Origin of the sequence: Paraburkholderia sp. J7 (assembly GCF_905220155.1) — a bacterium.
In the GTDB taxonomy this organism is placed as follows: Bacteria; Pseudomonadota; Gammaproteobacteria; order Burkholderiales; family Burkholderiaceae; genus Paraburkholderia.
Window position 1 is genome coordinate 135,496 of sequence record NZ_CAJMYZ010000013.1, and the last position, 23,500, is coordinate 158,995.

The 23,500-nt window shown below is 65.3% G+C and carries 22 protein-coding genes; 8 read left to right on the forward strand and 14 right to left on the reverse strand.

Annotation, left to right across the window (positions count from 1 at the left end; genetic code table 11):
* Positions 1 to 40: 40 nt before the first annotated feature.
* The 5 genes from purE to U5A58_RS21900 all read right to left on the reverse strand — a co-directional run bounded on the left by purE (position 41) and on the right by U5A58_RS21900 (position 6,327).
* Entirely contained in the window at positions 41 to 559 is a 519-nt protein-coding gene (purE, locus tag U5A58_RS21880) for a 5-(carboxyamino)imidazole ribonucleotide mutase (protein WP_321913746.1), read from the reverse strand.
* Between the two features lie 41 nt (positions 560 to 600).
* Complete coding sequence (locus U5A58_RS21885; protein ID WP_321962986.1) at positions 601 to 1,491, reverse strand: phosphoribosylaminoimidazolesuccinocarboxamide synthase; 891 nt, start codon at positions 1,489 to 1,491, stop codon at positions 601 to 603.
* A gap of 276 nt (positions 1,492 to 1,767) precedes the next feature.
* Complete coding sequence (gene fba, locus U5A58_RS21890; RefSeq protein WP_028211757.1) at positions 1,768 to 2,832, reverse strand: class II fructose-bisphosphate aldolase; 1,065 nt, start codon at positions 2,830 to 2,832, stop codon at positions 1,768 to 1,770.
* 411 nt (positions 2,833 to 3,243) lie between these two features.
* On the reverse strand, positions 3,244 to 4,680 hold the full coding sequence (gene pyk, locus U5A58_RS21895) for a pyruvate kinase (protein ID WP_321913744.1): 1,437 nt from the start codon (positions 4,678 to 4,680) through the stop codon (positions 3,244 to 3,246).
* A 447-nt stretch (positions 4,681 to 5,127) separates the two neighbouring features.
* Positions 5,128 to 6,327, reverse strand: coding sequence for a phosphoglycerate kinase (locus tag U5A58_RS21900; RefSeq protein WP_321962987.1), 1,200 nt, complete (start codon positions 6,325 to 6,327; stop codon positions 5,128 to 5,130).
* Positions 6,328 to 6,822: 495 nt separating this feature from the next.
* Here U5A58_RS21900 and U5A58_RS21905 point away from each other — a divergent pair, with 495 nt between their 5' ends.
* The 6 genes from U5A58_RS21905 (at position 6,823) to U5A58_RS21930 (ending at position 11,851) form a co-directional block, all read left to right on the forward strand.
* Complete coding sequence (locus U5A58_RS21905) at positions 6,823 to 7,746, forward strand: branched-chain amino acid transaminase (RefSeq protein WP_321913742.1); 924 nt, start codon at positions 6,823 to 6,825, stop codon at positions 7,744 to 7,746.
* Positions 7,747 to 7,806: 60 nt separating this feature from the next.
* Positions 7,807 to 8,001, forward strand: a complete 195-nt coding sequence (locus U5A58_RS21910; protein WP_028205950.1) for a zinc-finger domain-containing protein — start codon at positions 7,807 to 7,809, stop codon at positions 7,999 to 8,001.
* Positions 8,002 to 8,336: 335 nt separating this feature from the next.
* Complete coding sequence (waaF, locus tag U5A58_RS21915) at positions 8,337 to 9,362, forward strand: lipopolysaccharide heptosyltransferase II (RefSeq protein WP_321913741.1); 1,026 nt, start codon at positions 8,337 to 8,339, stop codon at positions 9,360 to 9,362.
* Between the two features lie 318 nt (positions 9,363 to 9,680).
* Positions 9,681 to 10,127, forward strand: a complete 447-nt coding sequence (locus tag U5A58_RS21920; RefSeq protein ID WP_028205952.1) for a nuclear transport factor 2 family protein — start codon at positions 9,681 to 9,683, stop codon at positions 10,125 to 10,127.
* A 28-nt stretch (positions 10,128 to 10,155) separates the two neighbouring features.
* Positions 10,156 to 11,226 carry a YheT family hydrolase gene (locus U5A58_RS21925; protein ID WP_321962988.1) on the forward strand — a complete coding sequence of 357 codons (1,071 nt, stop codon included), beginning with the start codon at positions 10,156 to 10,158 and terminating at the stop codon, positions 11,224 to 11,226.
* Positions 11,219 to 11,851: a DUF2946 family protein gene (locus U5A58_RS21930; RefSeq protein ID WP_321962989.1), complete on the forward strand. Its 633-nt coding sequence runs from the start codon at positions 11,219 to 11,221 to the stop codon at positions 11,849 to 11,851. Before U5A58_RS21925 ends, U5A58_RS21930 begins: the two co-directional genes overlap by 8 nt.
* Before the next feature lie 8 nt (positions 11,852 to 11,859).
* Here U5A58_RS21930 and U5A58_RS21935 read toward each other — a convergent pair whose 3' ends face one another.
* Positions 11,860 to 13,671: a M48 family metalloprotease gene (locus U5A58_RS21935; protein ID WP_321962990.1), complete on the reverse strand. Its 1,812-nt coding sequence runs from the start codon at positions 13,669 to 13,671 to the stop codon at positions 11,860 to 11,862.
* A gap of 184 nt (positions 13,672 to 13,855) precedes the next feature.
* On the opposite strand from U5A58_RS21935, the gene moaC reads away from it, so the two are divergent.
* Together moaC and U5A58_RS21945 are read left to right on the forward strand one after the other, a co-directional pair.
* A complete protein-coding gene (gene moaC, locus U5A58_RS21940) occupies positions 13,856 to 14,335 on the forward strand; it encodes a cyclic pyranopterin monophosphate synthase MoaC (protein ID WP_321913737.1) in 480 nt (159 codons plus the stop codon).
* Positions 14,336 to 14,339: 4 nt separating this feature from the next.
* Complete coding sequence (locus tag U5A58_RS21945) at positions 14,340 to 14,690, forward strand: nucleotide pyrophosphohydrolase (protein ID WP_158758565.1); 351 nt, start codon at positions 14,340 to 14,342, stop codon at positions 14,688 to 14,690.
* Positions 14,691 to 14,752: 62 nt separating this feature from the next.
* On the opposite strand, the gene U5A58_RS21950 is transcribed toward U5A58_RS21945, so the two are convergent.
* From U5A58_RS21950 to recA, 8 genes are all read right to left on the reverse strand, one after another.
* Positions 14,753 to 16,591 carry a PglL family O-oligosaccharyltransferase gene (locus U5A58_RS21950; protein ID WP_321962991.1) on the reverse strand — a complete coding sequence of 613 codons (1,839 nt, stop codon included), beginning with the start codon at positions 16,589 to 16,591 and terminating at the stop codon, positions 14,753 to 14,755.
* A 99-nt stretch (positions 16,592 to 16,690) separates the two neighbouring features.
* Positions 16,691 to 17,302 (reverse strand): pilin, encoded by a 612-nt coding sequence (locus U5A58_RS21955; protein WP_321935043.1) that lies wholly within the window; start codon positions 17,300 to 17,302, stop codon positions 16,691 to 16,693.
* A 133-nt stretch (positions 17,303 to 17,435) separates the two neighbouring features.
* Complete coding sequence (locus U5A58_RS21960; protein WP_321962992.1) at positions 17,436 to 18,158, reverse strand: TerC family protein; 723 nt, start codon at positions 18,156 to 18,158, stop codon at positions 17,436 to 17,438.
* Positions 18,159 to 18,342: 184 nt separating this feature from the next.
* Positions 18,343 to 19,224: a succinate--CoA ligase subunit alpha gene (gene sucD, locus U5A58_RS21965; protein WP_069262862.1), complete on the reverse strand. Its 882-nt coding sequence runs from the start codon at positions 19,222 to 19,224 to the stop codon at positions 18,343 to 18,345.
* A 98-nt stretch (positions 19,225 to 19,322) separates the two neighbouring features.
* Positions 19,323 to 20,489, reverse strand: coding sequence for an ADP-forming succinate--CoA ligase subunit beta (gene sucC / locus U5A58_RS21970; protein WP_321913732.1), 1,167 nt, complete (start codon positions 20,487 to 20,489; stop codon positions 19,323 to 19,325).
* A 50-nt stretch (positions 20,490 to 20,539) separates the two neighbouring features.
* Entirely contained in the window at positions 20,540 to 21,235 is a 696-nt protein-coding gene (locus U5A58_RS21975; RefSeq protein ID WP_321962993.1) for a DUF2889 domain-containing protein, read from the reverse strand.
* A gap of 119 nt (positions 21,236 to 21,354) precedes the next feature.
* A complete protein-coding gene (gene recX / locus U5A58_RS21980; RefSeq protein WP_321962994.1) occupies positions 21,355 to 22,137 on the reverse strand; it encodes a recombination regulator RecX in 783 nt (260 codons plus the stop codon).
* Between the two features lie 152 nt (positions 22,138 to 22,289).
* Positions 22,290 to 23,366: a recombinase RecA gene (gene recA, locus U5A58_RS21985; RefSeq protein ID WP_321913729.1), complete on the reverse strand. Its 1,077-nt coding sequence runs from the start codon at positions 23,364 to 23,366 to the stop codon at positions 22,290 to 22,292.
* Positions 23,367 to 23,500 lie beyond the last annotated feature (134 nt).

Here is a 23,500-nt window from a genome sequence, read left to right on the forward strand (position 1 = left end):
CGGGGTGGCCGCGGCGCGTGGGGCGATCAAAGCGGAACGATCAAAGCGGGGGCAGCACCATGGCGTGCGCCGCTTCGTTCTGGCGCACGCGGAACGCCGCGAGCTTGTTCGCATATTCGGCGTTCGTGACGCTCAGGATCGAGACGGCAAAGAGCGCCGCATTGGCCGCGCCCGCCTCGCCGATGGCGAAGGTCGCAACCGGCACGCCCTTGGGCATCTGCACGATCGAATGGAGCGAATCCACGCCCTTCAGGTACTTGCTGACCGCCGGCACGCCGAGCACGGGCACCGTGGTCTTGGCCGCCAGCATGCCCGGCAGATGCGCCGCGCCGCCAGCGCCCGCGATGATCGCGCGCAGGCCGCGCTCGCGCGCTTTTTCCGCGTACTCGAACATCTCGTCGGGCATGCGGTGCGCCGAGACCACCTTGGCCTCGTACGCGACGCCGAACTCCTGCAGGATCGCGACCGCGTGCTTCATCGTGTCCCAGTCGGAGCTGGAGCCCATCAACACGCCGACGAGCGGCGCCGCGTGCTGGTGAGCCGTCTGAACTTCGCTCATTGTGCTTCCTTCTTCCCTCTATTTACTTTTCGCGCACTCGCTTAGGCGAGCTTTTGACCCGTGAGACGCTCGAGCGCCTCCTGATACTTCGCCGACGTTTTTTCAATCACTTCGTCGGGCAGCTTCGGTGCCGGCGGCTCCTTCTTCCAGTCCTGGGTTTCGAGCCAGTCGCGCACGAACTGCTTGTCGAACGACGGCGGGTTCGAGCCCACCTGGTATTGGTCGGCCGGCCAGAAACGCGACGAGTCGGCAGTGAGCGCCTCGTCCATCAGGTAAAGCTGGCCGTGGTTGTCCAGACCGAATTCGAACTTCGTGTCGGCGATGATGATGCCGCGCGTGGCCGCGTAGTCGGCGGCTTCCTTGTACAGCTTGATCGAAATTTCCTTGATGGTGCGCGACAGCTCGGTGCCGATGCGGCGCTCCATTTCCTCGTACGTGATGTTCTCGTCGTGGTGGCCCATTTCGGCCTTCGCCGCCGGCGTGAAGATCGGCTCGGGCAGCTTCTGCGCGTTCTGCAGGCCCGGCGGCAGTTCCACGCCGCACACGGCGCCCGTTGCCTGATAGTCCTTCCAGCCGCTGCCGGCCAGATAACCGCGCACCACGGCTTCGACGAGGATCGGCTCGAGGCGCTTCACCACGACGGCGCGGCCCTTGACCTGCTCGACTTCGTCGGCGGCCACGACGGTTTCAGGCGCGACGCCCGTGAGGTGGTTCGGCACGACGTGCTTGAGCTTCTCGAACCAGAAGTCGGCCATCTGGTTGAGCACCTCGCCCTTGCGCGGAATCGGCTCGCCCATGATGACGTCGAACGCCGACAGACGGTCGGTGGTGACGATCAGCAGCTTGTCGTTGCCCACGGCATAGTTGTCGCGGACCTTGCCGCGGCCGAGAAGCGGCAGCGAGCGGAGCGTGGATTCGTAAAGGGTAGACATCGTCGTGATTCGCTAAAAGGACAATCGAAACGGAGGCGGGTTCGGTCCGGAATCGCGGTTGCAACCGCGCCAGGACAGCGTAAAACCGAAGGTATTGCGAGGGTAAACCAAAAACCGGCAAATTTCCCGGAAAAGCCCATCGCCGTTCCCCCAAAACAGGCGGAAACGGCGATGTTTTGTACAACTTCAGGCGGGGCCACCTAGGCGGGGCCGCCCAGGCGGGGCCGCCCAGGCGCCCCGCCGGACCCGGCCGGTGCGCCTGTCACAGAAGCTCGCTTAGCGAACGATCTGCGCGAGTTCGCCCGACTTGTACTTTTCGGCGATCTTGTCGAGCGAGACCGGCTTGATCTTGCCAGCCTGGCCTTCGCAGCCGAACGCGAGGAAGCGGTCCACGCACACCTTCTTCGCGGCTTCGCGAGCCGGCTTCAGGTAGTCGCGCGGGTCGAACTTCGACGGGTTTTGATACATATAGCGACGGATCGCGCCCGTGATCGCCAGACGCAGGTCGGTGTCGATGTTGATCTTGCGCACGCCGTGACGGATGCCTTCCTGGATCTCTTCCACCGGCACACCGTACGTTTCCTTCATGTCGCCGCCGAATTCGCGGATCTCGGCCAGCAGTTCCTGCGGCACCGACGACGAACCGTGCATCACGAGGTGCGTGTTCGGAATGCGCGCGTGGATTTCCTTGATGCGCTGGATCGACAGAATGTCGCCCGTGGGCTTCTTGGAGAACTTGTACGCGCCGTGCGAGGTGCCGATCGCGATGGCCAGTGCATCGCACTGGGTCAGCTTCACGAAGTCTGCAGCCTGCTCCGGATCGGTCAGGAGCTGCTCGCGCGTCATGGTGCCTTCCGCGCCGTGACCGTCTTCCTTGTCGCCCTTCATCGTTTCCAGCGAACCGAGCACGCCCAGTTCCGCTTCGACCGTCACGCCGATCGAGTGCGCCATTTCCACGACCTTGCGCGAGACATCGACGTTGTACTCGTACGATGCGACCGTCTTGCCGTCGGCTTCGAGCGAGCCGTCCATCATCACGCTCGTGAAACCGCTGCGGATCGCGGCCATGCAAACCGCCGGCGACTGGCCGTGGTCCTGGTGCATCACGACCGGAATATGCGGATACGACTCGACTGCGGCTTCGATCAGGTGGCGCAGGAAGGGCTCACCCGCGTACTTACGCGCGCCGGCCGATGCCTGCATGATCACCGGCGAGCCCACCTGGTTCGCCGCTTCCATGATCGCCTGGACCTGTTCCAGGTTATTCACGTTGAACGCCGGCAGGCCATAACCGTGTTCAGCCGCGTGGTCGAGCAGTTGACGCATTGATACGAGAGGCATTGTTGCTACTCCTTTGATTTGAAACGAATCTCTTCTGCCGCCGGCTGTCTTGCGCAGCCGGTCGAGGGCGGCCTGGCAGCCGCCGCCCGCGTGACCTGCCGCGGGCTCGATGGGGTGATTTTATCGCGAAGCGGGTGCGTTCCCGGCGCCAGGCACGTAACTGGCATGAAAATGGCGTATCGGAGCGTCAAAACCGCGAGAAGGTGCAAAAAGAGTTGACAGCCCGCGCGCCGCTTCTACGGCGTACGGGCTGCAATTGCGGGGAAAAGACGTCTAAATGGCACCGATCTAGCGCCGATCTGATACCAATGTGATACCAGTCTGCGCCAGTGGGATTTATTTTCAGGAGTCTCGAAAATAAAGCGAAAAAAATCGCCGCGAGATCACTGTCCCGCAGTTAGAGCACCGCAGTTACAGCACATCTCCCACGCGCACGATCTTGAGCGTATTCGTGCCGCCCGGCTGCCCCATCGGCTCGCCCACCGTCAGCACGACCATATCGCCGCGCGCTGCGTAGCCCTTGCTCACCACCACTTCGATGGCTTGCTGGAGCGCGGTGTCGCGGTCGCTGCTGGTATCCAGATGCAGCGGCGTGACATTGCGGTAGAGCGACATGGCGCGCTCGCTGCCTGCACGCGGCGTGAGCGCGAAGATCGGCACATGGGTCCAGTGACGCGACATCCACAGCGCGGTCGACCCCGATTCCGTGAGCGCGACGATCGCCTTCGCGCCCAGGTGGTAGGCCGTGAACAGCGCGCCCATCGCGATCGACTGGTCGATACGCGTGAAGGTGCGGTCGAGGAAGTCCTTGTCGAGCTCCGACTGCTCCGACTTTTCGGCTTCCAGACAGATCGCGGCCATCGCTTCGATGGTCTGCACCGGGTACTTGCCCGCCGCCGATTCGGCCGAGAGCATCACCGCGTCCGTGCCGTCGAGCACGGCGTTGGCGACGTCCGAGACTTCGGCGCGCGTGGGCACCGGCGCGTGGATCATCGACTCCATCATCTGCGTGGCCGTGATGACGAGCTTGTTCGAGTCGCGCGCCATGCGGATCATGCGCTTTTGCAGCGCCGGCACCGCGGCATTGCCCACTTCCACGGCCAGGTCGCCACGAGCGACCATGATGCCGTCCGACGAATCGAGAATTTCCTGCAGCGCCGGAATGGCTTCGGCGCGCTCGATCTTCGCGATCATCTTCGGCTTGATGCCGTACGGCGCGCCCGCGATGTTCGCGAGCTGGCGCGCCATTTCCATGTCGGTGGCGTTCTTCGGGAACGACACGGCGACGAAGTCCGCGCCGAGCGACATGGCCGTGCGGATGTCTTCCATGTCCTTCGCGGTGAGCGCGGGCGCCGTGAGGCCGCCGCCCTGGCGGTTGATGCCCTTGTTGTTCGACAGGTCGCCGCCCACACGCACGATGGTGTGGATCTCGCTGCCGATCACGCGCGCAACGTCGAGCACGATCAGGCCGTCATTGAGCAGCAGGATGTCGCCCGGCTTCAGGTCGCGCGGCAGGTCCTTGTAGTCGAGACCGACGCGCTCGTCGTTGCCGAGTTCGCATTCGGCGTCGAGGATGAACGGCTGGCCCGGCTCGAGCGTCGTCTTGCCGTTCTCGAATTTGCCGACGCGAATCTTCGGGCCTTGCAGGTCCGCCATGATCGCAACTTCGCGGCCAGCCTGGCGGGCGCAGTCCCGCACCATTTCAGCACGCTGACGATGGTCGTCGGCGGTGCCGTGCGAGAAGTTGAGGCGCACCACGTCCAGTCCCGCGCGGATCATTTTCAGCAGGATGTCCGGCGTGCTGGAAGCCGGACCGATGGTGGCGACAATCTTGGTGGCGCGATGCATGAGTCTCCTCGTCTGGATAGGATCGCTGGGAAAACCGTTGCTGCGAGAAGTGCTGGCCGGTTGCGCCGCGGGTGCGGACGCGCCGGAACGCGCACCGGGTGAGCCCGGCGTCGCTTTCTTGGAGGGCGCTGCGGGGCTCACACGAGCCCCTGCGGCGCTTGCTACATGCGTAGTCGTATTCGGTTCGGGCGTGGCTGTGCGCCCGGTCGGAATCTGTGCGGCTGTCGATTCAGCAGTCGACTGCGTCGCCGCAAGATCCGTTTCAGCAGCGGCAGCGGCGGCGGGCGACGCGTGCGCCCGCGCCGTCTCTGTCTCTGCATGGGGCGCTGCGCGCCCCGTTTGTTTTGCTGCGGCCCCGGCTGCGCTGCGCGACTTCTGTGCGCCTGCACGAGGAAGTTTGCTCATGGCGGCGGCTTTTGCCGACTTCGCCGGGACTCGCGGCGCCACTTAACCAGCCGCCCGCGTTTCGAGCACTTCGACCGCCGGGAGCTTCTTGCCTTCGAGGAACTCGAGGAAGGCGCCGCCGCCGGTGGAGATATAGCTGACCTTGTCGGCAATGTTGTACTTCGCGATGGCCGCGAGCGTGTCGCCACCGCCTGCGATCGAGAACGCACCCGAGTTGGCGATGGCGTCCGCGAGCGTCTTCGTGCCGTTGCCGAACTGGTCGAACTCGAACACGCCGACCGGGCCGTTCCACACGATCGTGCCGGCCTGCGCGAGCTGCGCGGCGAGCGCGTTGGCGGTGACCGGGCCGATGTCGAGGATCATGTCGTCGTCGGCCACGTCAGCCACGTCCTTCGTCTCGGCCTTGGCCGTCGGCGAGAATTCCTTGGCGGTCACGACGTCGGTCGGGATCGGCACCGAGGCGCCGCGCGCACGCGCCGCTTCGATGATGGCCTTCGCGTCGTCGACGAGATCCACTTCGGCGAGCGACTTGCCGATCTTCAGGCCCGCCGCCAGCATGAACGTGTTGGCGATGCCGCCGCCCACGATCAGCTGGTCGACCTTCTCGGCCAGCGACTTGAGAATGGTGAGCTTGGTCGAGACCTTGGAGCCCGCCACGATCGCGACGAGCGGGCGCTTGGGCGCGCCAAGCGCCTTGCCGAGGGCGTCGAGCTCCGCGGCGAGCAGCGGGCCCGCGCAAGCAACGCTCGCGTACTTCGCGATGCCGTAGGTCGTGGCTTCGGCGCGGTGGGCGGTGCCGAACGCGTCATTCACGTAGATATCGCAGAGCTTCGCCATCTTTTGCGAAAGCTCGTCCGAGTTCTTCTTCTCGCCCTTGTTGACGCGGCAGTTTTCGAGCAGAACCACGTTGCCCGGCTCGACGTTCACGCCGTTTTCCACCCAGTTCGCAACCAGCGGCACGTCGCGGCCAAGCAGTTCTGCGAGGCGCTTCGCGACCGGTGCGAGGGAGTCTTCGGGCTTGAACTCGCCTTCGGTCGGGCGGCCCAGGTGCGAGGTGACCATGACGGCCGCGCCGGCGTCGAGTGCGGCCTTGATGGCCGGCACGGAGGCGCGCACGCGAGTGTCTTCGGTGATGTTGCCGTTGTCGTCCTGCGGCACGTTCAGGTCGGCGCGGATGAATACGCGCTTGCCCTTCAATTTGCCTTCGGAGATCAGATCGGAAAGACGCAGAACCTTGTTCATGGGCATGTCATCTTGATGGTGGGAAGGCGGTGGCAAGGCGATGCGGCGCCGCGGGCCTGCTTCTGGCGCGGCAAGACGTGCTCAACGGCACGGCGCGGGATCCGGTTTGAACGCTGTCTCGGGTCGCTGCGCCGGGTCGCTGCTCGTCGCTGGCACGAGCCGGCATCGAATTGCGAGATCGGTATTTTAGCTGATAGCCAGGACGATCTGAGACGTGTCCAGGCGAATCTCCCGTATTTGGGCAGACGCTGCTCGCCAGGCGGGCTTTCGCGGGATTTGCTGCGACGCAGCATGCACGCAGGCCGAAAAAAATTAGCCAAAAGCACCGCGAAGCGACCCTAAAATCGCTTGAAAACCCCGCCCCGTACGCCCGCGAGCGCGCTGGCAGGCATCAAATGACGCTAAAATATTCGTCTTTGCCAACCGCAGCCACGCGGCGCGCGGCGAAGCACGCTGTATCAGCCCGATATTTACTGCACTTGTCTGGAGAATCGTATGTCAATGGCCGACCGCGACGGCAAGATCTGGATGGACGGCAAGCTGATTGATTGGCGCGACGCCAACATTCACGTGCTGACCCACACGCTGCACTACGGCATGGGTGTTTTCGAAGGCGTACGCGCCTACAAGACCGCCGGCGGCAGCACCGCCATCTTCCGCCTCGCCGAGCACACCAAGCGTCTGCTCAACTCGGCCAAGATCTTCCAGATGGACGTGCCGTTCGACGCGAAGACGCTCGCCGACGCACAGCTCGAAGTCGTGCGCGCGAACAAGCTCGAGTCGTGCTACATCCGCCCGATCATCTGGGTCGGCTCGGAAAAGCTCGGCGTTTCGGCCAAGGGCAACACCATTCACGTGGCGATCGCCGCGTGGCCGTGGGGCGCGTATCTCGGCGAAGACGGCCTCGCCAAGGGCATCCGCGTGAAGACCTCGTCGTTCACGCGCCATCACGTGAACGTGTCGATGGTGCGCGCCAAGGCTTCGGGCTGGTACGTGAACTCGATCCTCGCCAACCAGGAAGCCACCGCCGACGGCTACGACGAAGCGCTGCTGCTCGACGTGGACGGCTATGTGTCGGAAGGCTCCGGCGAAAACTTCTTCCTCGTCAACAACGGCAAGCTGTACACGCCGGACCTCTCGTCGTGCCTCGACGGCATCACGCGCGACACGGTCATCACGCTCGCGCGCGACATGGGCATTCAGGTGATCGAAAAGCGCATCACGCGCGACGAGGTCTACACCTGCGACGAAGCGTTCTTCACCGGCACCGCCGCCGAAGTCACGCCGATCCGCGAACTCGACAACCGCACCATCGGCAGCGGCTCGCGCGGCCCGGTCACGGAGAAGCTGCAATCGGGCTTCTTCGACGTCGTGTCGGGCAAGAACGAGAAGTACGCCCACTGGCTCGCGAAGGTCTAAGAAATAAAGGTCCGGGCGAGCCAACGCCTGGCCCCCACAGCTACACAGAGAATTGTCCTCATGAGCGAAATCAAGGAAATGCCGCTGGTCGAACTTTCGGCCAAGGATCTGCCCGCTTACTGTCCGAACCCGTCGATGCCGCGCTGGAGCAACCACCCGCGCGTGTTCCTCGACGTGACGCACGGCGAAGCGAAATGCCCGTACTGCAGCACGCGTTACAAGCTGCGCGCGGGCGAGGTCGTTCACGGCCACTGACGCGTCGCGAGCCTCGCGCCGGAATGGCGCGAAGCCGAGCTCGCGCCAGTTTCGTTCGTGCGGGCATGGCCGCCGGGTGAGGACACACCACTCGTGCGGCATTCCCCGTGCTTCACTGCCCGTCGCGCGCCGCCATGAAAACGGCGGCGCGCCGCGGGCTTTACGCACATCGCCACGAAGCACCAGGCTGCACCTTGCGCTAACGCCCGCCGGCATGCCGGCGGGACGTCACGCTAACCGCTTCGTTGAATTAACCGTGTTTCACGCGCTCGCCCCGATTTCCCAAAACGGGCAAGCTGCGTGCAACCTTTACCCTCTCCGGACCCTGACTCCCGATGCGCCGCGCGCTGGTAATCGCACCGAACTGGATCGGTGACGCACTGATGGCGCAGCCGCTTTTTTCGCGGCTCGTGAAACTGCACCCGCGCATTCAGATCGATGCGCTCGCGCCAACCTGGGTTGCGCCCGTGCTCGAGCGCATGCCCGAGATCCGCGACGTCTACGCCACCGACCTCGGCCACGGCAAGCTGCAACTGCTGCGCCGCTGGCAACTGGCCGGCGATTTGCGCGCCGAGCGCTATGACGCCGCGTACGTGCTGCCCAATTCGCTCAAGTCCGCGCTGATTCCGTGGCTCGCCAATATCGGGCTGCGCATTGGCTATACGGGCGAGAATCGCTACGGCCTCTTGAACGTGCGCCATGCGAACCCGCCGAAGGACGAGCGCCCGCCCATGGTCAGGCACTATGCCGCGCTCGCCTACGCGCCCGGCGCGACCGTGCCCGACGACCTGCCGATGCCGCGCCTCGAGTCGGACCCGAACGAGGCGTCGCGCGTGTCGGCGCGCTTCAATCTCGATACGCGCGTGCCGCTGCTCGTGTTCTGCCCCGGCGCCGAATACGGCCCCGCCAAACGCTGGCCGCCGGAGCATTTCGCGGCGCTCGCGAAGATGGTGGGCCAGTCGTTCCCGTACACGCAGATCATCGCGCTCGGCTCGCCGAAGGACGCCCCGCTCGCCCAGGCCATTGCCGATCGCGCGCCGAACGTGCGCAACCTGTGCGGACAGACCGCGCTCGGCGAAGCGTGCGCGCTGATCTCGCGCGCGAACGCCGTGGTGACCAACGATTCGGGCCTGATGCACGTGGCCGCCGCGCTGCGCCGCCCGCTCGTAGCGCTGTACGGGTCGACGGATCCGCGCCACACCCCGCCCTTGTCCGAGCTTGCAAAGGTACAATGGCTTCATCTCGAATGCAGTCCCTGCTTTGCGCGAGAGTGTCCGCTCGGGCATCTGAACTGCCTGCGCGAACTGAGCCCGGAGCAAGTTTTCGGCGACCTGCGCGGCATGCTGCTCGGGCAGCGCTAGGCCAGCCGGAGACATCGCCAGCCAGCGCTGGGCGGCTGTGTGTGCCGCCCGCCACGCTGAAAACGACGCGCACGCAAATGGATGTGCGCCACGCAACGGACGCCACGCGCGTTGCGCGCGCCCAATAGAGGCATCGAGGCGCGGGAGAGACCGAAGCGCCGCATCGGAGCACGTCACAGACCTGTCTCGCGAAAGCGGCATGCTCGCGGCAACACGCGCGCAACGCAGCGACAGACGCGAAGCGACGCAACCGTTCATCCGCCAACCCGCGCCAGGTACACGCCAAGTGCAACACCGGGCGCACAAGACCAACGAGCCATGCCACGTTTTGCCCACATCTTCGAAGCCGCCGCGGACACCCTCAACGCGTACTACCAGGCCGTCGCGGAAGTCAACATCGACAGCTTGATGGGTCTGTGGATCGATGAAGAATTCGTGAGCTGCATCACCGCGGAAGGCGCGCATCTGCACGGCCTGTCGAGCATCCGCGCGGGTCTCGCCGCGCAGCTCGAAGCGGCGCCGGTGTCGATCGAGCCGCTCGACATCCGCGTGTACGACAGCCTCGGCACCGTGGTCTACGCGATTGTGGAAGCGCATCGTCCGGTCGACCCCAGCGCGATTCCCACCATGGTCTTCACGACCTATGTGATGGTTCACGAGCGCGGCGAGTGGCGTATCGCACACATTCATGCGAGCCGCATGCCCGACGACGCAGCCACCCAGTTCTCGGCCAAATTGCGCCACGGCCAGGGCGCGCTGCACTGAAATAAAAGGCGCAAAGCAGGGGGCAGTCATGAGTACGACCGACGACACCAGCAAGCCCAGCAAGGCGGCCCGCGTCGCCGCCGCGCTCGAGGCCCAGGCTGCCCTGCTCGGCGCCAGCGACGATACCGACTACCGCGCGCCGTTCTGGCTGCCCGGTGCGCACATCCAGACCATCGTGCCGGCGCTCTTCTCGCGCCTGCCCGCGCCCGCCTACCGGCGCGAGCGATGGGACACGCCCGACGGCGACTTCATCGAAGTGGACTGGCTGGACGGCAGGAGCACGGGCGCGGATTCACACAATGCGCCGCTATTCGTGTTGTTCCACGGCCTCGAAGGCGGCTCGAGCTCGCACTATGCGCGCGCGCTCGCCGCGGCGGCGCACGCGCGCGGCTGGCACGCGGCGATCCCCCACTTTCGCAGTTGCAGCGGCCCGTTGAACCTGCTGCCGCGCTTCTACCATCTCGCCGATTCCGCCGAAGTCGACTGGGTCCTGCGCCGCTTCGCCGCCCGCCACGCCGGGCCGCTCGTCGTCGCGGGCGTGTCGCTCGGCGGCAACGTGCTGCTGCACTGGCTCGCGCAGCGCCGCCAGGACGCCGCGATCGTCTCGGCCGCCGCCGCGATCTCCACGCCGCTCGACGTGCACGCGGGCAGCGAGATGCTGACGCAGGGCTTCGGCATGATCTACACGCGCAGCTTCCTGAAGACGCTGAAAGTCAAGGCGCTCCAGAAACTCGAACAGTACCCCGGCCTCTTCGATGCACAAGCCGTGCTCGCGAGCCGCACGATGTACGAATTCGACAATGTCGTGACCGCGCCGCTGCACGGTTTTCGCGATACCCACGACTACTACACCCAGGCAACGATCCGCCCGAGGCTCGGCGAGATCGTCGTCCCCACGCTCGTGCTGAACGCGCGCAACGATCCCTTCCTGCCGGGCCGGGTGCTGCCCGCGCGCCACGAGGTGAGCGCCGCCGTCGAGCTCGATCAGCCCGCGCACGGCGGCCACGTCGGCTTCATGACGGGACCGTTCCCGGGCCGCAGCGACTGGCTCGCGCAGCGCGTGTTCTCTTATCTCTCGCCTTTCGTTTCTCATGGATGACATCGTCAAACAGGCGCTCGCGCGCTGGCCCAACGTCCCGCATTGCACGGGCTGGCTGCTGCTCGACGCACGCGGCAACTGGCGCATGCGCGACGAGGCCGCCCAGGCGCAGCATGCCCCCGGCACGGCGATCCGCCACGAAGCGCTGCTCGGGTTCATCAACCGTAACTACGAGCGCGATGAACAGGGCCAGTGGTACTTCCAGAACGGGCCGCAGCGCGTGTATGTCGAACTCGAATACACGCCGTGGATCGTGCGCCTTGCCGCGGGTCACGACGGCAGTGCCGGCGCGCTGACGCTCACGGATCAGGGCGGTCAAGCGTTCGAGCCCGTGGCCGCCTACCTAGACGAAGCGGGCAGCGTGATCTTTGCCGATGCGAGCACGCCGCCGCGCGCGGCGCTGCTGCACGATCACGACCTCGACCTCTTCACCGACCACGCCACGCTCGCGGACGACGCCCACAGCGGCACCTTCCACTGGCGCGCCGGCGCCGCGCTGCCGCTGCAGGCGATCAGGCGTGCCGACGTGAGCGCGCGCTTTGCCTTCGTAACGAGCCCGGCACGCGCGGAGCGCGAAGCGCAGGCCGCGGAGCACAGCGGCACGCGGCCTGCATCCAAAGACTGAGCGCCGGCTCAGCCGCGGCCCTCATCCTTCTCGTCCTGGCGCTCCTGCTTGTAGCGCGCCTCGAAGTCGTGCAGGCGCGCTTCGATGGTCGACAGATCGTAGTAGCCGACCGATTTCATGTCGCGCGCCTCCTTGAGCTGACGGATGGCTGAGGGCCAGGCGCCGTCTAGTGCGAGCTTCTCCGCCATCGCCCGATGCTGCGTGAGCGCGTCGCCGAGTCCTGCGCTCGCTTGCGCCAGATAAAGCCACCATGCGTCTTGCTGCGGTTCGGCCTCGGTCTGGCTGCGCGCGAGCGTCTGCGCCTCCTTGAAGCGGCGCGCCGCGATTTGCGCCTGCAGCAGTGCGTCGCTGGCCGCGTGGGAGTCCGGCCACGCCTTGTGCGCGGCCTCGCCTAGCCGCACGGCGTCGTCGGCGTGGCCCGAGCGGCGCGCGATATCGACGGCGAGCACGTCGAGACTCGGCGAGTTGCGTGTTTTACTGCCGTCCGCAGCCTCGAACTGCGCGAACGCCGCCCGCGATTTCGCGAGCGACGCCGTGGCGTCGTCGTAGCGCTCGAGCAGCATTTGCGCGTAGGCAATGCCGTACCAGTTCGCAGCGACGTTGAGCGCCGTGCGGTCCTCGATTTCCGAGCGCAGACGCGAAACCTCGTCGATGTACTCGTTGCGCGTACGGTCCTGCAGCACGCGCACACGCGCGCGCACGAAACCGTACTCGGGTGCCTGGCGCGGCTGCCGGTAGGCGGCGCGGCGCGCGCGGTCCTGCATGTCGGCGATGCGCTCGCCAGTGAGCGGGTGCGTGCGCGCGTAGGCCGGCACGCCGGTGTCTTCCATCGAATCGCGTTCGAGCCGCTCGAAAAACGCCACCATGCCCCACGGGTCGTAGCCCGCGCCCGTGAGCAGCTGGAAGCCCACGCGGTCGGCCTCGTGCTCCGCGGCGCGCGAGAAACGCAACTGGCTGTCCACGGCATAGGCCTGGCTGCCAAGCGCGATCCCGGCGCCCAGGTCGCCGCTATGCGCGAGCACGCCGGCGAGAATGCCGAACAGCACGCCCGCCAGCGCCGCGAGCCCGGAGCGCTCGCTCTGCGAAAGCATGCGTGCGATGTGCCGCTGCAAGACGTGACCCATCTCGTGACCGAGCACCGAAGCCAGCTCGGATTCGGTTTGCGTCACGACGATGAGCCCCGAGTTCACGCCGATGAAGCCGCCCGGCAGCGAGAACGCATTGATCTGGCCGTCGCGGATCGCGAACAGATCGAAGTCGGGCCGGTAACCGCCGATGAACTGCGCGCTCGCGGCCGCCTCGAGGCGCGCGGCAACCGAATTGAGGTAGTCGCGCACGAGCCAGTCGCCGATGTAGTCGGGGTCGCGGCGAATCTCACGCATGACGCGCTCGCCGATGCGGCGCTCGGCCTGCGGCGTGAGCGCGCCACCCGAGCCGTCGCCGAGGTCGGGCAGTTGCGGCACCCAGGCGGGAGCGCGCACGCTGGCGTTGCCGCTCGCGGACGATGCGGCGGATTGGCCCGGTGCCGCCAAGCGGCTCTGCGCCCCGCCATAGGTGCCGAACACGCCTTGCGCGATCGAGGCGGGAATGACGGCGTCTGCCGTGTCGTCGAATGGGCCGCTGACGAGTGCGGGCGCCGCACTGGGCGCATTCGGCGCGGGGCCGGAGGAGGCCGGTGCGGGCTTCGCGGCAGGCTTCGTGGCTGCTGGCGAAGCCGCGCCGAGATTGAGCACGGCGGCATTCGACGCCTGCGCGTACGCTTGCGGGGAAGCCGCGAGCGACGCGCACAACCATGCAGCAAGCAGCCGTTTCAGACGCATTGATGACAGGATCGGGGAAGGCGGAACACCGGCACGGCGGCGCGCCCGGTGCGGACCGCCTGCGCTCGCGTGTGCTAACCGGCCAATTGTAGCCCTGCTTACAACCCTTGCGACCAGGTAAGACGCGCAGAAAGCGCTGCTTACCGCACTGTTAAGATAGGTACCCCTCAAGGAAGAACCCACCATGCCTGAACTCACGCATTTTGACGCAGCCGGCGACGCCCACATGGTCGACGTTGGCGGCAAGGCAGAGACGAAGCGCATTGCGCTCGCGAGCGGCACGATCCGCATGTTGCCGGCAACCTTCGCGCTGATCCGCGACGGCCACGCGAAAAAAGGCGACGTGATTGGCGTTGCGCGCATCGCCGCGATCCAGGGGGCAAAGCGCACCTCGGATCTGATTCCGCTGTGCCACCCGCTCGCGATCACGCGCGTGAAGGTGGACTTCGTGCTCGACGAAGCGCTGCCCGGCGTCCACTGCACGGCGCAGGTGGAAACGCTCGGCCGCACGGGCGTGGAGATGGAAGCGCTGACTGCCGTGCAGGTCGGCCTGCTGACCGTCTACGACATGTGCAAGGCGGTGGACCGCGGCATGACGATCACCGACGTGCGCGTGCTGGAGAAGCACGGCGGGAAGTCGGGGGACTGGGTGGCGGAGCGCTGAGACCATGACTCTCGACGAACTGCGCGCGCAGGTTCTGGCGTTCCGCGACGAGCGCGATTGGCAACAGTTTCACACGTTGCGCAACCTGATCGTCTCCACGAGCATCGAGGCGGGCGAGCTGCTAGAGACGGTGCAGTGGAAGACCGACGCGCAGATCGACGCCCTGCTCGCCGATCCCGCGCAACTCACACACCTCAAGCACGAATGCGCGGATGTGTTCATCTACCTTCTGCTGGTCGCGCATACCGCGGGGATCGATCTGGTCGATGCGGCAGCCGAAAAGCTCAAGTTGAACGCGCAGCGCTACCCCGTGGAGAAGGCGAAAGGCAGCGCCGCGAAATACTCCGAGCTTTGATTGCCAAAGGCGCGGCGCAGAACGCGGCGGCAAGCCGCCGCTTCATGCGCGCGCTTTGAGGCTTAGTCGTCCGAATCGTCCTCGTCGTCTTCTTCAACCGACTTCGCTGGCGTCCCATATTTCTTCACGAGTTGCGCCTTGAAGTCCGCAAGCGTGGGCTGCTCGTCGAGCAGGCCATAGACCGAAGCGAGCTGGGTCGGCCAGTCGTGGAGTTCCATCGCGAAAATGCGCAGGCGCTCCACCGTATCGAATGCGCCCGCCGTATCGCCATCCAGCGCCTGCAAAACGGCGTAGCGGCGCAGCACCGTTTCTCCGGGCAGCAGCGCGATGGCGCGCTGGTGCGCGTAAAGCTTGCTCGAAAGGCTCGCGGCATTCATCGGCAACAGCGTCGCCATGCCGTAGTCGCCCCAGGCGCCGAACAGGCGCGAAGGGTCGTCGCCGTAGTCGCGTGCCGGATGCTGCCCGTAATAGAGCACCTCGGCGCGGTTGTAGTCGCGCAGCACCGGGTACAGCGCCGCGACGCCGCCGAACACGATCACCGCATACACGCCGAGCGAGACGCGCGACGGCAGAATACGCAGCGGCTTGGTCTCCAACAGGCCGAAAACGAACATCGCCGGCAGCAGGAAGAACATGTACTGCTGCGGATACTCGACGAGCGCATGCATAACGAGCACGCCGATCAGCATGAAGCCGAATACGCGCTCGGCGGTGTGCGGCGCGCGCAGCCCACGCACGAACCACGCGACGAGCCCGATCACGACGATGGCAAGGCCGACGATGCCGGTCTTCGCGAGCAGGTCGAGGAAAATATCGTGCGCGTTGTTGGCGATCTCGACGCCGCCAAGCGAGCGGACCAGCTCGAACTGATGCATCGGAAAATCGCCCCAGCCGACGCCCAGCACCGGGTGCGACTTGAACATCGTCCAGCCGTATCGCCACAGCGCGAGGCGCGGCGCGATCTGGCTCGCGTCCTTCATGCGCTCGGCGGCCGACTGTGCAAGGTCCAGGCCGTAGTGGACGTTGGCCCAGCGCACGAACGCATTCATGCCGAAAAAGATCAGCACGAGCACGACCGGAATGATCCAGGCGCGCACGCCACCGGCCTTGCGGCCCGAGCCCGCCGGCGCCTGGCCTTGCGTACCGAAGCCGCGCCCCTCGCCTGCTTCGGTACGGCAGCCCGTGAACGCGATCCACAGGCCCGCGACGAAAATCACGCCCATCTGCAGCCACGGCCCGCGCGACACCGTGAGCGCGAGGCCACCGGAATAGATCGCGGTCAGCAAGCCCCAGAGCAGGACATTCAGACGCCGCGTGAGCGCGAGGTACATCGCACCCGCCATCGCAAAGGCGATATACGTGGCCAGGTGATTGGCCTGTGCCATGTTGCCGAACGGCCGGCGATCCACCGTTATGTTGTACGCAACCACGAGCGGCGTGACCTTCGTTTCCAGGTGAAAGAGCTGGATCACCTGGGTGAATACGGCGAAAAGGCCGCCGATCTGGAGCGCGAACGCCCCCCACACGAGCGCCGACTGCATGAGGCGCGCGCGCGTGATGGTGTAGCCCGCGTGCGTCGCCAGCACGGCGGCGAGCAGGTAGCCCGCGCCGAGCCAGTTCATCGAGGGCTCGGCGAGCGGCAACGCGAACGTCTGCACGACCAGCAGCAGGCCGAATAAAAGCGGCACGAGCGCGACCGTGGGCGACGCGAAGCCCTCGCCCGAGCGCGCCGGGCGAACGAGCAACAACGTGGCAGCACCCATCAGCACATAAAGTGTCAGTGCAACGAATTCCGCATAGAACGTGGGAATCGGATAGGTGTGGTTGACGACCGCATAGGGCAGCGTCAACGCGAGGGCCAGCAAGACGAACGTAAGGTAACGCGCAAAATTGGAAGGCATGGTTGGGCGGGGCCGTTCAGCAACCGGGCACTATACAAAACTTTTCCCCCGCTGTGCGGGTGCAGCCGGTTCGACCGCACCCGCACCCACGCGCAACCCCTACGCGCGGCACTCCGGCGGTGCAAGATTGCCCGCCAGCGTTGCGGCGTCCGCCGGCGACGGGCCCGCGCCGGGCGCGCCGAGCGAGGAAGCCGTCTTGCCCGCTGCGAAGCACTCCCACGTGAGCGTGCCGCCCTGCACGCTGCCCTGCGCGAGCGCGACGCGCGCGGTGGGCGCATCGGCGTTGTCGGGCACCGAAGGCACGAGCACGATCGTATTGCTGCCCTCGGGCGCCACGCGCGAGGTGAAGGCGACCGTGATCTGACCGGTCGTATCGTCGATATGCAGCGACTCGACGTTGCGCGTGGCGGGCGGCACCGTGTAGCCCGCGCCGAAAGCGTTGCCGCTCGCGGCGTTCTCCGCCACGGCAAGGCGCGCGGAAGCCGCGAGCGAGAGGCCCTCGCCCACGCGGCTGCGGGCGAGGTAGTCCTGGTAGGCGGGGATGGCGTAGGCGGCGATCACGCCGACGATCGCGAGCACGATCATCAGTTCGATCAGCGTGAAGCCGCGTGCGGTCCAACGGGAGGCAAGGCTTGCGAGGCGCGAGAGTCGGGCGAAACACGCGCAGTGGTTGCCCGGCGGCGGGCTCAAGGGAAATGCAGATACGGTCATCGTCAGGGCTCCTGAAACAAGAAACGCCTGCTCACAGTCGTGAACAGGCGTCTTGATCGTATCGGCGGCCCGGTTTGCGCATCAGTCGGCCAGATGGCCTAGGCGCAATGGCACAGCCGTGCGCGCTTGGTGCTCAGTGGGATTGCGGCCCTTGCGCCGCGCCGCGCCGCGCATTGCGGCGCCTGAGCCACGAGCCGAGCGCAACGACGAACACCGCCCCGGCCACGCACATGCCGTACTCGGCCACGGGCGTATCGAGTAGCGGCCAGCGGTCGCCGGCGGGATCGTTGATGATGAGCCCGCCCGCGATCCAGCCGAGCAGCGCCGCGCCGAGCGTAATAATCACCGGGTAGCGGTCGAGCAGCTTGAGCACAAGCTGGCTGCCCCACACGATGAGCGGAATGCTCACCATCAGCCCGAAGATCACGAGCGCAATGCGGTGTTGCGGATCGGCGGATTCGGCTGCGCCCGCAATCGCGACCACGTTGTCGAGGCTCATCACCGCGTCGGCGACGATGATCGTCTTGATCGCGCCCACCAGCTTGTCAGCGGGCTTCACGTTGGCGTGTTCGAGATGACTGGGCGCGAGCAGCCGCACACCAATCCACAGCAGCAGCAGGCCGCCCGTGAACTTGAGGAACGGCACGTTGAGCAGCACCACGGCGAAGGCGATCAGCACCACGCGCAGCGCGATCGCGCCGGCGGTGCCCCACAGAATGCCGCGCATGCGCTGCTGCGCAGGCAGGTCGCGGCAGGCGAGCGCGATCACCACGGCGTTGTCACCACCGAGCAGGATGTCGATGACGATGATCTGGATGACCGCGCCCCAGTGGAGCGTCGCGAAAAACTCGAGCATGGAAACGAAGACTCAGCCGGAATTCAGGATGGGCTCAGATGTCGAGCCAAATAAAAAAGCGAGGGGGCCATGACTGGCTCCCTCGCTCTTTGTTCGGAAACCTCGTGAAAGGATTCCGCAAGCATATCAAAAAACGCTGGCCGCCCGCGCATGCATGATGCACAAGCGCCAGTGTATTTCGAATTTACAGCATCGCCTTCAGCAGACGACCCATTTCCGACGGATTGCGCGTGACCTTGATGCCGCACGCGTCCATGATTTCCAGCTTCGCGTCGGCCGTGTCCGCACCGCCCGAGATCAGCGCGCCGGCGTGGCCCATGCGCTTGCCCGGAGGCGCCGTGACGCCCGCGATGAAGCCAACCACCGGCTTCTTCATGTTGTCCTTGATCCACTCGGCGGCATTGGCTTCGTCCGGACCGCCGATTTCGCCGATCATGATCACGGCGTCCGTATCCGGATCGTCGTTGAACATCTTCATGACGTCGATGTGCTTCAGACCGTTGATCGGGTCGCCGCCGATACCGACTGCCGATGACTGGCCGAGGCCGATCGCGGTCAGCTGGGCAACCGCTTCATACGTCAGCGTGCCCGAACGCGACACGACGCCGATGCGGCCCTTGCGGTGGATGTGACCCGGCATGATGCCGATCTTCAGCTCGTCCGGCGTGATCGTGCCGGGGCAGTTCGGGCCGAGGAGCAGCGTCTTGCGGCCTTCGCGGCGCATACGGTCCTTCACTTCGATCATGTCGCGGACGGGAATGCCTTCCGTGATACAGATCGCGAGATCGAGGTCGGCCTCGACGGCTTCCCAGATCGCAGCGGCAGCGCCTGCCGGCGGCACATAAATGACCGAAACGGTCGCGCCGGTAGCATCCTTCGCTTCACGCACGTTCGCGTAGATAGGAATGCCTTCGAAATCTTCGCCGGCCTTCTTCGGGTTCACGCCAGCGACGAACGCTTCGCGGCCGTTCGCGTACTCACGGCAAGCGCGGGTGTGGAACTGACCGGTCTTGCCGGTGATGCCCTGCGTGATGACCTTGGTGTCTTTGTTGATCAGAATCGACATGTATTGACCTCTGTTCGTTTGGCGTTATGCGTCGCGCCAGACCGCTTCTTGCGTTGCGGTGTTCGCGCCAGCATCACGCCATTCGTGTCCGGTGAAAATTACTTGCCTTCGGCAGCTGCGACAACCTTCTGCGCAGCCTCTTCCATGCTGTCTGCCGAGATGATCGGCAGGCCCGAATCGGCCAGCATCTTCTTGCCGAGGTCCTCGTTCGTGCCCTTCATGCGCACGACGAGCGGCACATTCAGGTTCACGGCCTTCGAACCCGCGATCACGCCTTCTGCGATCACGTCGCAGCGCATGATGCCGCCGAAGATGTTCACGAGGATCGCCTTCAGGTCCGGGTTCTTGAGCATGAGCTTGAACGCTTCGGTGACCTTCTCGGTCGTGGCGCCACCGCCCACGTCCAGGAAGTTCGCCGGCTCGCCGCCGAACAGCTTGATGGTGTCCATCGTGGCCATTGCGAGGCCCGCGCCGTTCACGAGACAGCCGATGTTGCCGTCGAGCGAGATGTACGCGAGGTCGAACTTCGACGCTTCGATTTCAGCCGGATCTTCTTCGTCCAGATCGCGGTACGCGACGATTTCCGGGTGACGTGCCAGCGCGTTCGAGTCGAAGTTGAACTTCGCGTCGAGTGCGGTCACGGTGCCGTTGCTCGAGACGTTCAGCGGGTTGATTTCGGCCAGCGACGCGTCGGTTTCCCAGAATGCCTTGTACAGGCCCTTCAGGACTTCACGCGCTTGCGGAATCGAAGCAGCCGGCACGCCGATCTTCGCGGCGAGGTCGTCAGCCTGGGCGTCCAGCAGACCCGTCGACGGCTCGACGATGACCTTGTGGATCAGCTCCGGGTGCTTTTCGGCGACTTCTTCGATGTCCATGCCGCCTTCGCTCGAACCCATCAGGACGATCTTCTGCGACACGCGATCGACGACGAGGCTGACATACAGTTCTTGCTTGATGTCAGCGCCTTCTTCGATCAGCAGACGCTTGACCTTCTGGCCTTCCGGACCGGTCTGGTGCGTAACGAGCTGCATGCCGAGGATCTGGTTCGCGTATTCGCGGACCTGTTCCAGCGACTTCGCAACCTTCACGCCGCCGCCCTTGCCGCGGCCACCTGCGTGGATCTGTGCCTTGACGACCCAAACCGGACCGCCCAGCTCTTCAGCGGCCTTGACCGCGTCATCCACCGAAAACACCGGGATGCCGCGCGGGACGGCGACTCCGAATTTCCGCAGGATTTCCTTACCCTGGTACTCGTGAATCTTCATGCGTGATTCCTTCAGTCTGAGAGTTGGAGTGAACTTCGATTCCGCTGTTGTTATTCATGCGAGACGGCGTCGGCCCTGCCCTCTTGGCCCGGGCTCCGGCTGTCGCGCACGCTGGGGGTTTCAGCGCCGCGCTCTATTGAACGCGGCACATGGCCATACCAGCGCGGATAAAACTGCTTCACCGCCTCCCCGTCGAACCGCAGCGCATGGCAGCGGCCAAGCTGGAAGGGCGGCTTTTCACCGTCGGCCTCAATGCCTCCGGCGGTCTTGCCCTGTTCCGGTCCGGGCGCTTCACCCGGCGAGCCATTCGATGTGTCCCACACTTCTCCAACGAACGCCTGGATCGCTGCGGTCGGCAATACGCCCAACATTTCTGTGAGGTGCGTGCAGCCAACCGTGCCGGCGAGGAGCCGGCCCGCTTCGCGGCGGAAGTTCTGGAGGAGATTGAGCCCGATAAGGGCCCGATAGGCGGGATGAGCGTTCTGGCACTGACCGTCGTAAGGCACCCAGTCGGACGACGCTTCTGCGTCGACGACGTTGAGCTTGCGATCGATCGTAATGCGCAGCCAGAGTTCATGGATCGGCAGACCATTGGGCCGGACACCGGCGGCGAGCGGCACGTCGCGTGGCTTGTGGTCGGTCAGGCACGCGTCGATGTCCCACAGGCCGTCTTCGCGCTCATAGGCAACCGCCCGAATGGCGCGCTGGTGGCGCAACTGGCGGGGCACGGGCGGAGAAAGCGGCATGCTAAAGGTAAGACCGGATTGGAAAACCTCGCGATTTTAACATACCGGGTATTTGAGACAGCCGCGAACACACAGGCCTGGCGTGGACATGTCTGTACGGATTTTTCGAGACGGCCGGCTCAATTGTCGGACCAGTCTTCCTCGATTCCCTTGAGGATCTTGCCGATGATCGACATCGAGAAGCCCCGCGCCGCGAGAAAGCGCGCCTGGCGCGCGCGTTCGGCGGGTGTTTCGGGCAACTGGCCGTACTTCTTCTGCCAGACCGTGCGGGCGCGCGCGAGCTCGGTCTCGCGCAGTTGCGTGCTGACTTCTTCGATGAGCGCATCGCCCACGGCGTGGCGCTTGAGTTCGCTCACGATACGCCCTGCCCCCACGCGCGCCGCGCGCCGGTGCACGACGCTTTCGGCAAAGCGCGCGTCGGAGAGCCAGCCTTCGCGCTCGAGCGAATCGAGCAGCGCTTCGAGTGCGTCGGCGTCTTCGGTGTACGGCACGAGCTTGCGCGAAAGCTCGGCGCGGCTGTATTCGCGGCGCGAAAGATAGCCGAGCGCGCGGCCCTTGAGGGAGCGCTCGGGCCGCTGCTTTGCCGTGGATGCCTTTTCGCGCTCGCTCGCGCGTGCGGCACGGGTGGCCGAGCTGCGCTCGTATTGATCGGCTTGCGGTGCGCTGGGTTCGCGGGCGGTTTCGCCAGGCCCACGGCGCGAGCGCTTGAATGATGTTTCGAACGGCGGCGGCTCTGATGACGCGCTTTCCGCCGATTCATTGGTCCCGCCGAAGAAAGCCTCGAACGGCACTTCGAAGACCGCACCGCCATCGTCGCTGAGATCGGCGGGCGCGGAATATGCCGCGTCAGAATGCGCAAAGCCGCGATCGCCCGCCTGGGCGTCGCGGCTTGAACGGCTCATGCGTGCGTCGGCAGGCTTCACGGCGGGGCGCCGCTCGGCGCCCCGGTCAGCAGGCGAACCCGCACGCGAGTTAGCCTGATCGCCGGACGGCGAGGACGTAGGTGACCCGCCCTTGCGCATCAGCTTGCCTTATCTACGAGAGCCTGAAGAATTTACTCTTCGTCAGCGACTTCGACTTCGCCGGAATTGTCGACGCCGGCCGGCATCGTGCTCACGCCCAGCGATTCGCGGATGCGGTTTTCGATCTCACGAGCGATGTCCGAGTTCTCGCGCAGGAATTCGCGTGCGTTGTCCTTGCCCTGGCCAATGCGCTCGCCGTTATAGCTGTACCACGCACCCGCCTTGTCGACGATCTTGGCCTGCACGCCGAGGTCGACGATTTCGCCCTGACGCGAAATGCCTTCGCCGTACAGAATGTCGAACACGGCTTCGCGGAACGGCGGCGAGACCTTGTTCTTCACAACCTTCACGCGCGTTTCGCTGCCGATGACTTCGTCGTTCTTCTTGATCGAGCCAATGCGGCGAATGTCCAGACGCACCGACGAGTAGAACTTGAGTGCGTTGCCGCCCGTGGTGGTTTCCGGGTTGCCGAACATCACGCCGATCTTCATGCGGATCTGGTTAATGAAGATCACCATGCAGTTCGTCTTCTTGATCGTGCCGGTGAGCTTGCGCAGCGCCTGCGACATCAGACGCGCCTGCAGACCCGGCAGCGAGTCGCCCATTTCACCTTCGATTTCGGCCTTCGGCACGAGCGCCGCGACCGAGTCGATCACGATCATGTCGATCGAGCCCGAGCGCACCAGCGCGTCGGTGATTTCGAGCGCCTGCTCGCCCGTGTCCGGCTGCGAGATGAGCAGCTCAGGCACGTTCACGCCGAGCTTGGCGGCGTATTGCACGTCGAGCGCGTGTTCCGCGTCGATGAACGCCGCCGTGCCGCCGAGCTTCTGCATTTCGGCGATCACCTGCAGCGTGAGCGTGGTCTTGCCCGACGATTCCGGACCGTAGATCTCGACCACGCGGCCGCGCGGCAAACCGCCCACGCCAAGCGCGATGTCGAGGCCGAGCGAACCGGTGGAGACTACCTGGATGTCCTCGACCGCTTCGCCGTCGCCGAGTCGCATGATCGACCCCTTGCCGAACTGCTTTTCGATCTGCGCGAGCGCGGCGGCCAGCGCCTTGCTCTTTTCAGCAGTCAGCCCAGCCGAGCCTTTCTTGCTATCTTCCATGAATCGTCCTTTGCTATGATGAACGGCGTCTCGTGACCATGCGCACGCCTCATTCGGGCTAATGCACACGAACGCAGACACTGTATAAAAAAACAGTGGTTTTGGCAAGCCTTTCTGGCGATCCAGAACCGCGA

What these genes read in the sequence shown, in the direction of transcription:
- U5A58_RS21925 (WP_321962988.1), top strand. Translation starts at nt 10,156, where the DNA reads ATGAGTACGACCGACGACACCAGCAAGCCCAGCAAGGCGGCCCGCGTC.
- purE (WP_321913746.1), bottom strand. Translation starts at nt 559, where the DNA reads ATGAGCGAAGTTCAGACGGCTCACCAGCACGCGGCGCCGCTCGTCGGC.
- U5A58_RS21955 (WP_321935043.1), bottom strand. Translation starts at nt 17,302, where the DNA reads ATGACCGTATCTGCATTTCCCTTGAGCCCGCCGCCGGGCAACCACTGC.
- pyk (WP_321913744.1), bottom strand. Translation starts at nt 4,680, where the DNA reads ATGCATCGCGCCACCAAGATTGTCGCCACCATCGGTCCGGCTTCCAGC.
- U5A58_RS21920 (WP_028205952.1), top strand. Translation starts at nt 9,681, where the DNA reads ATGCCACGTTTTGCCCACATCTTCGAAGCCGCCGCGGACACCCTCAAC.
- U5A58_RS21945 (WP_158758565.1), top strand. Translation starts at nt 14,340, where the DNA reads ATGACTCTCGACGAACTGCGCGCGCAGGTTCTGGCGTTCCGCGACGAG.
- waaF (WP_321913741.1), top strand. Translation starts at nt 8,337, where the DNA reads ATGCGCCGCGCGCTGGTAATCGCACCGAACTGGATCGGTGACGCACTG.
- U5A58_RS21885 (WP_321962986.1), bottom strand. Translation starts at nt 1,491, where the DNA reads ATGTCTACCCTTTACGAATCCACGCTCCGCTCGCTGCCGCTTCTCGGC.
- moaC (WP_321913737.1), top strand. Translation starts at nt 13,856, where the DNA reads ATGCCTGAACTCACGCATTTTGACGCAGCCGGCGACGCCCACATGGTC.
- U5A58_RS21900 (WP_321962987.1), bottom strand. Translation starts at nt 6,327, where the DNA reads ATGAACAAGGTTCTGCGTCTTTCCGATCTGATCTCCGAAGGCAAATTG.
- U5A58_RS21960 (WP_321962992.1), bottom strand. Translation starts at nt 18,158, where the DNA reads ATGCTCGAGTTTTTCGCGACGCTCCACTGGGGCGCGGTCATCCAGATC.
- U5A58_RS21935 (WP_321962990.1), bottom strand. Translation starts at nt 13,671, where the DNA reads ATGCGTCTGAAACGGCTGCTTGCTGCATGGTTGTGCGCGTCGCTCGCG.
- sucC (WP_321913732.1), bottom strand. Translation starts at nt 20,489, where the DNA reads ATGAAGATTCACGAGTACCAGGGTAAGGAAATCCTGCGGAAATTCGGA.
- U5A58_RS21975 (WP_321962993.1), bottom strand. Translation starts at nt 21,235, where the DNA reads ATGCCGCTTTCTCCGCCCGTGCCCCGCCAGTTGCGCCACCAGCGCGCC.
- fba (WP_028211757.1), bottom strand. Translation starts at nt 2,832, where the DNA reads ATGCCTCTCGTATCAATGCGTCAACTGCTCGACCACGCGGCTGAACAC.
- U5A58_RS21950 (WP_321962991.1), bottom strand. Translation starts at nt 16,591, where the DNA reads ATGCCTTCCAATTTTGCGCGTTACCTTACGTTCGTCTTGCTGGCCCTC.
- U5A58_RS21910 (WP_028205950.1), top strand. Translation starts at nt 7,807, where the DNA reads ATGAGCGAAATCAAGGAAATGCCGCTGGTCGAACTTTCGGCCAAGGAT.
- recA (WP_321913729.1), bottom strand. Translation starts at nt 23,366, where the DNA reads ATGGAAGATAGCAAGAAAGGCTCGGCTGGGCTGACTGCTGAAAAGAGC.
- U5A58_RS21930 (WP_321962989.1), top strand. Translation starts at nt 11,219, where the DNA reads ATGGATGACATCGTCAAACAGGCGCTCGCGCGCTGGCCCAACGTCCCG.
- U5A58_RS21905 (WP_321913742.1), top strand. Translation starts at nt 6,823, where the DNA reads ATGTCAATGGCCGACCGCGACGGCAAGATCTGGATGGACGGCAAGCTG.
- sucD (WP_069262862.1), bottom strand. Translation starts at nt 19,224, where the DNA reads ATGTCGATTCTGATCAACAAAGACACCAAGGTCATCACGCAGGGCATC.
- recX (WP_321962994.1), bottom strand. Translation starts at nt 22,137, where the DNA reads ATGAGCCGTTCAAGCCGCGACGCCCAGGCGGGCGATCGCGGCTTTGCG.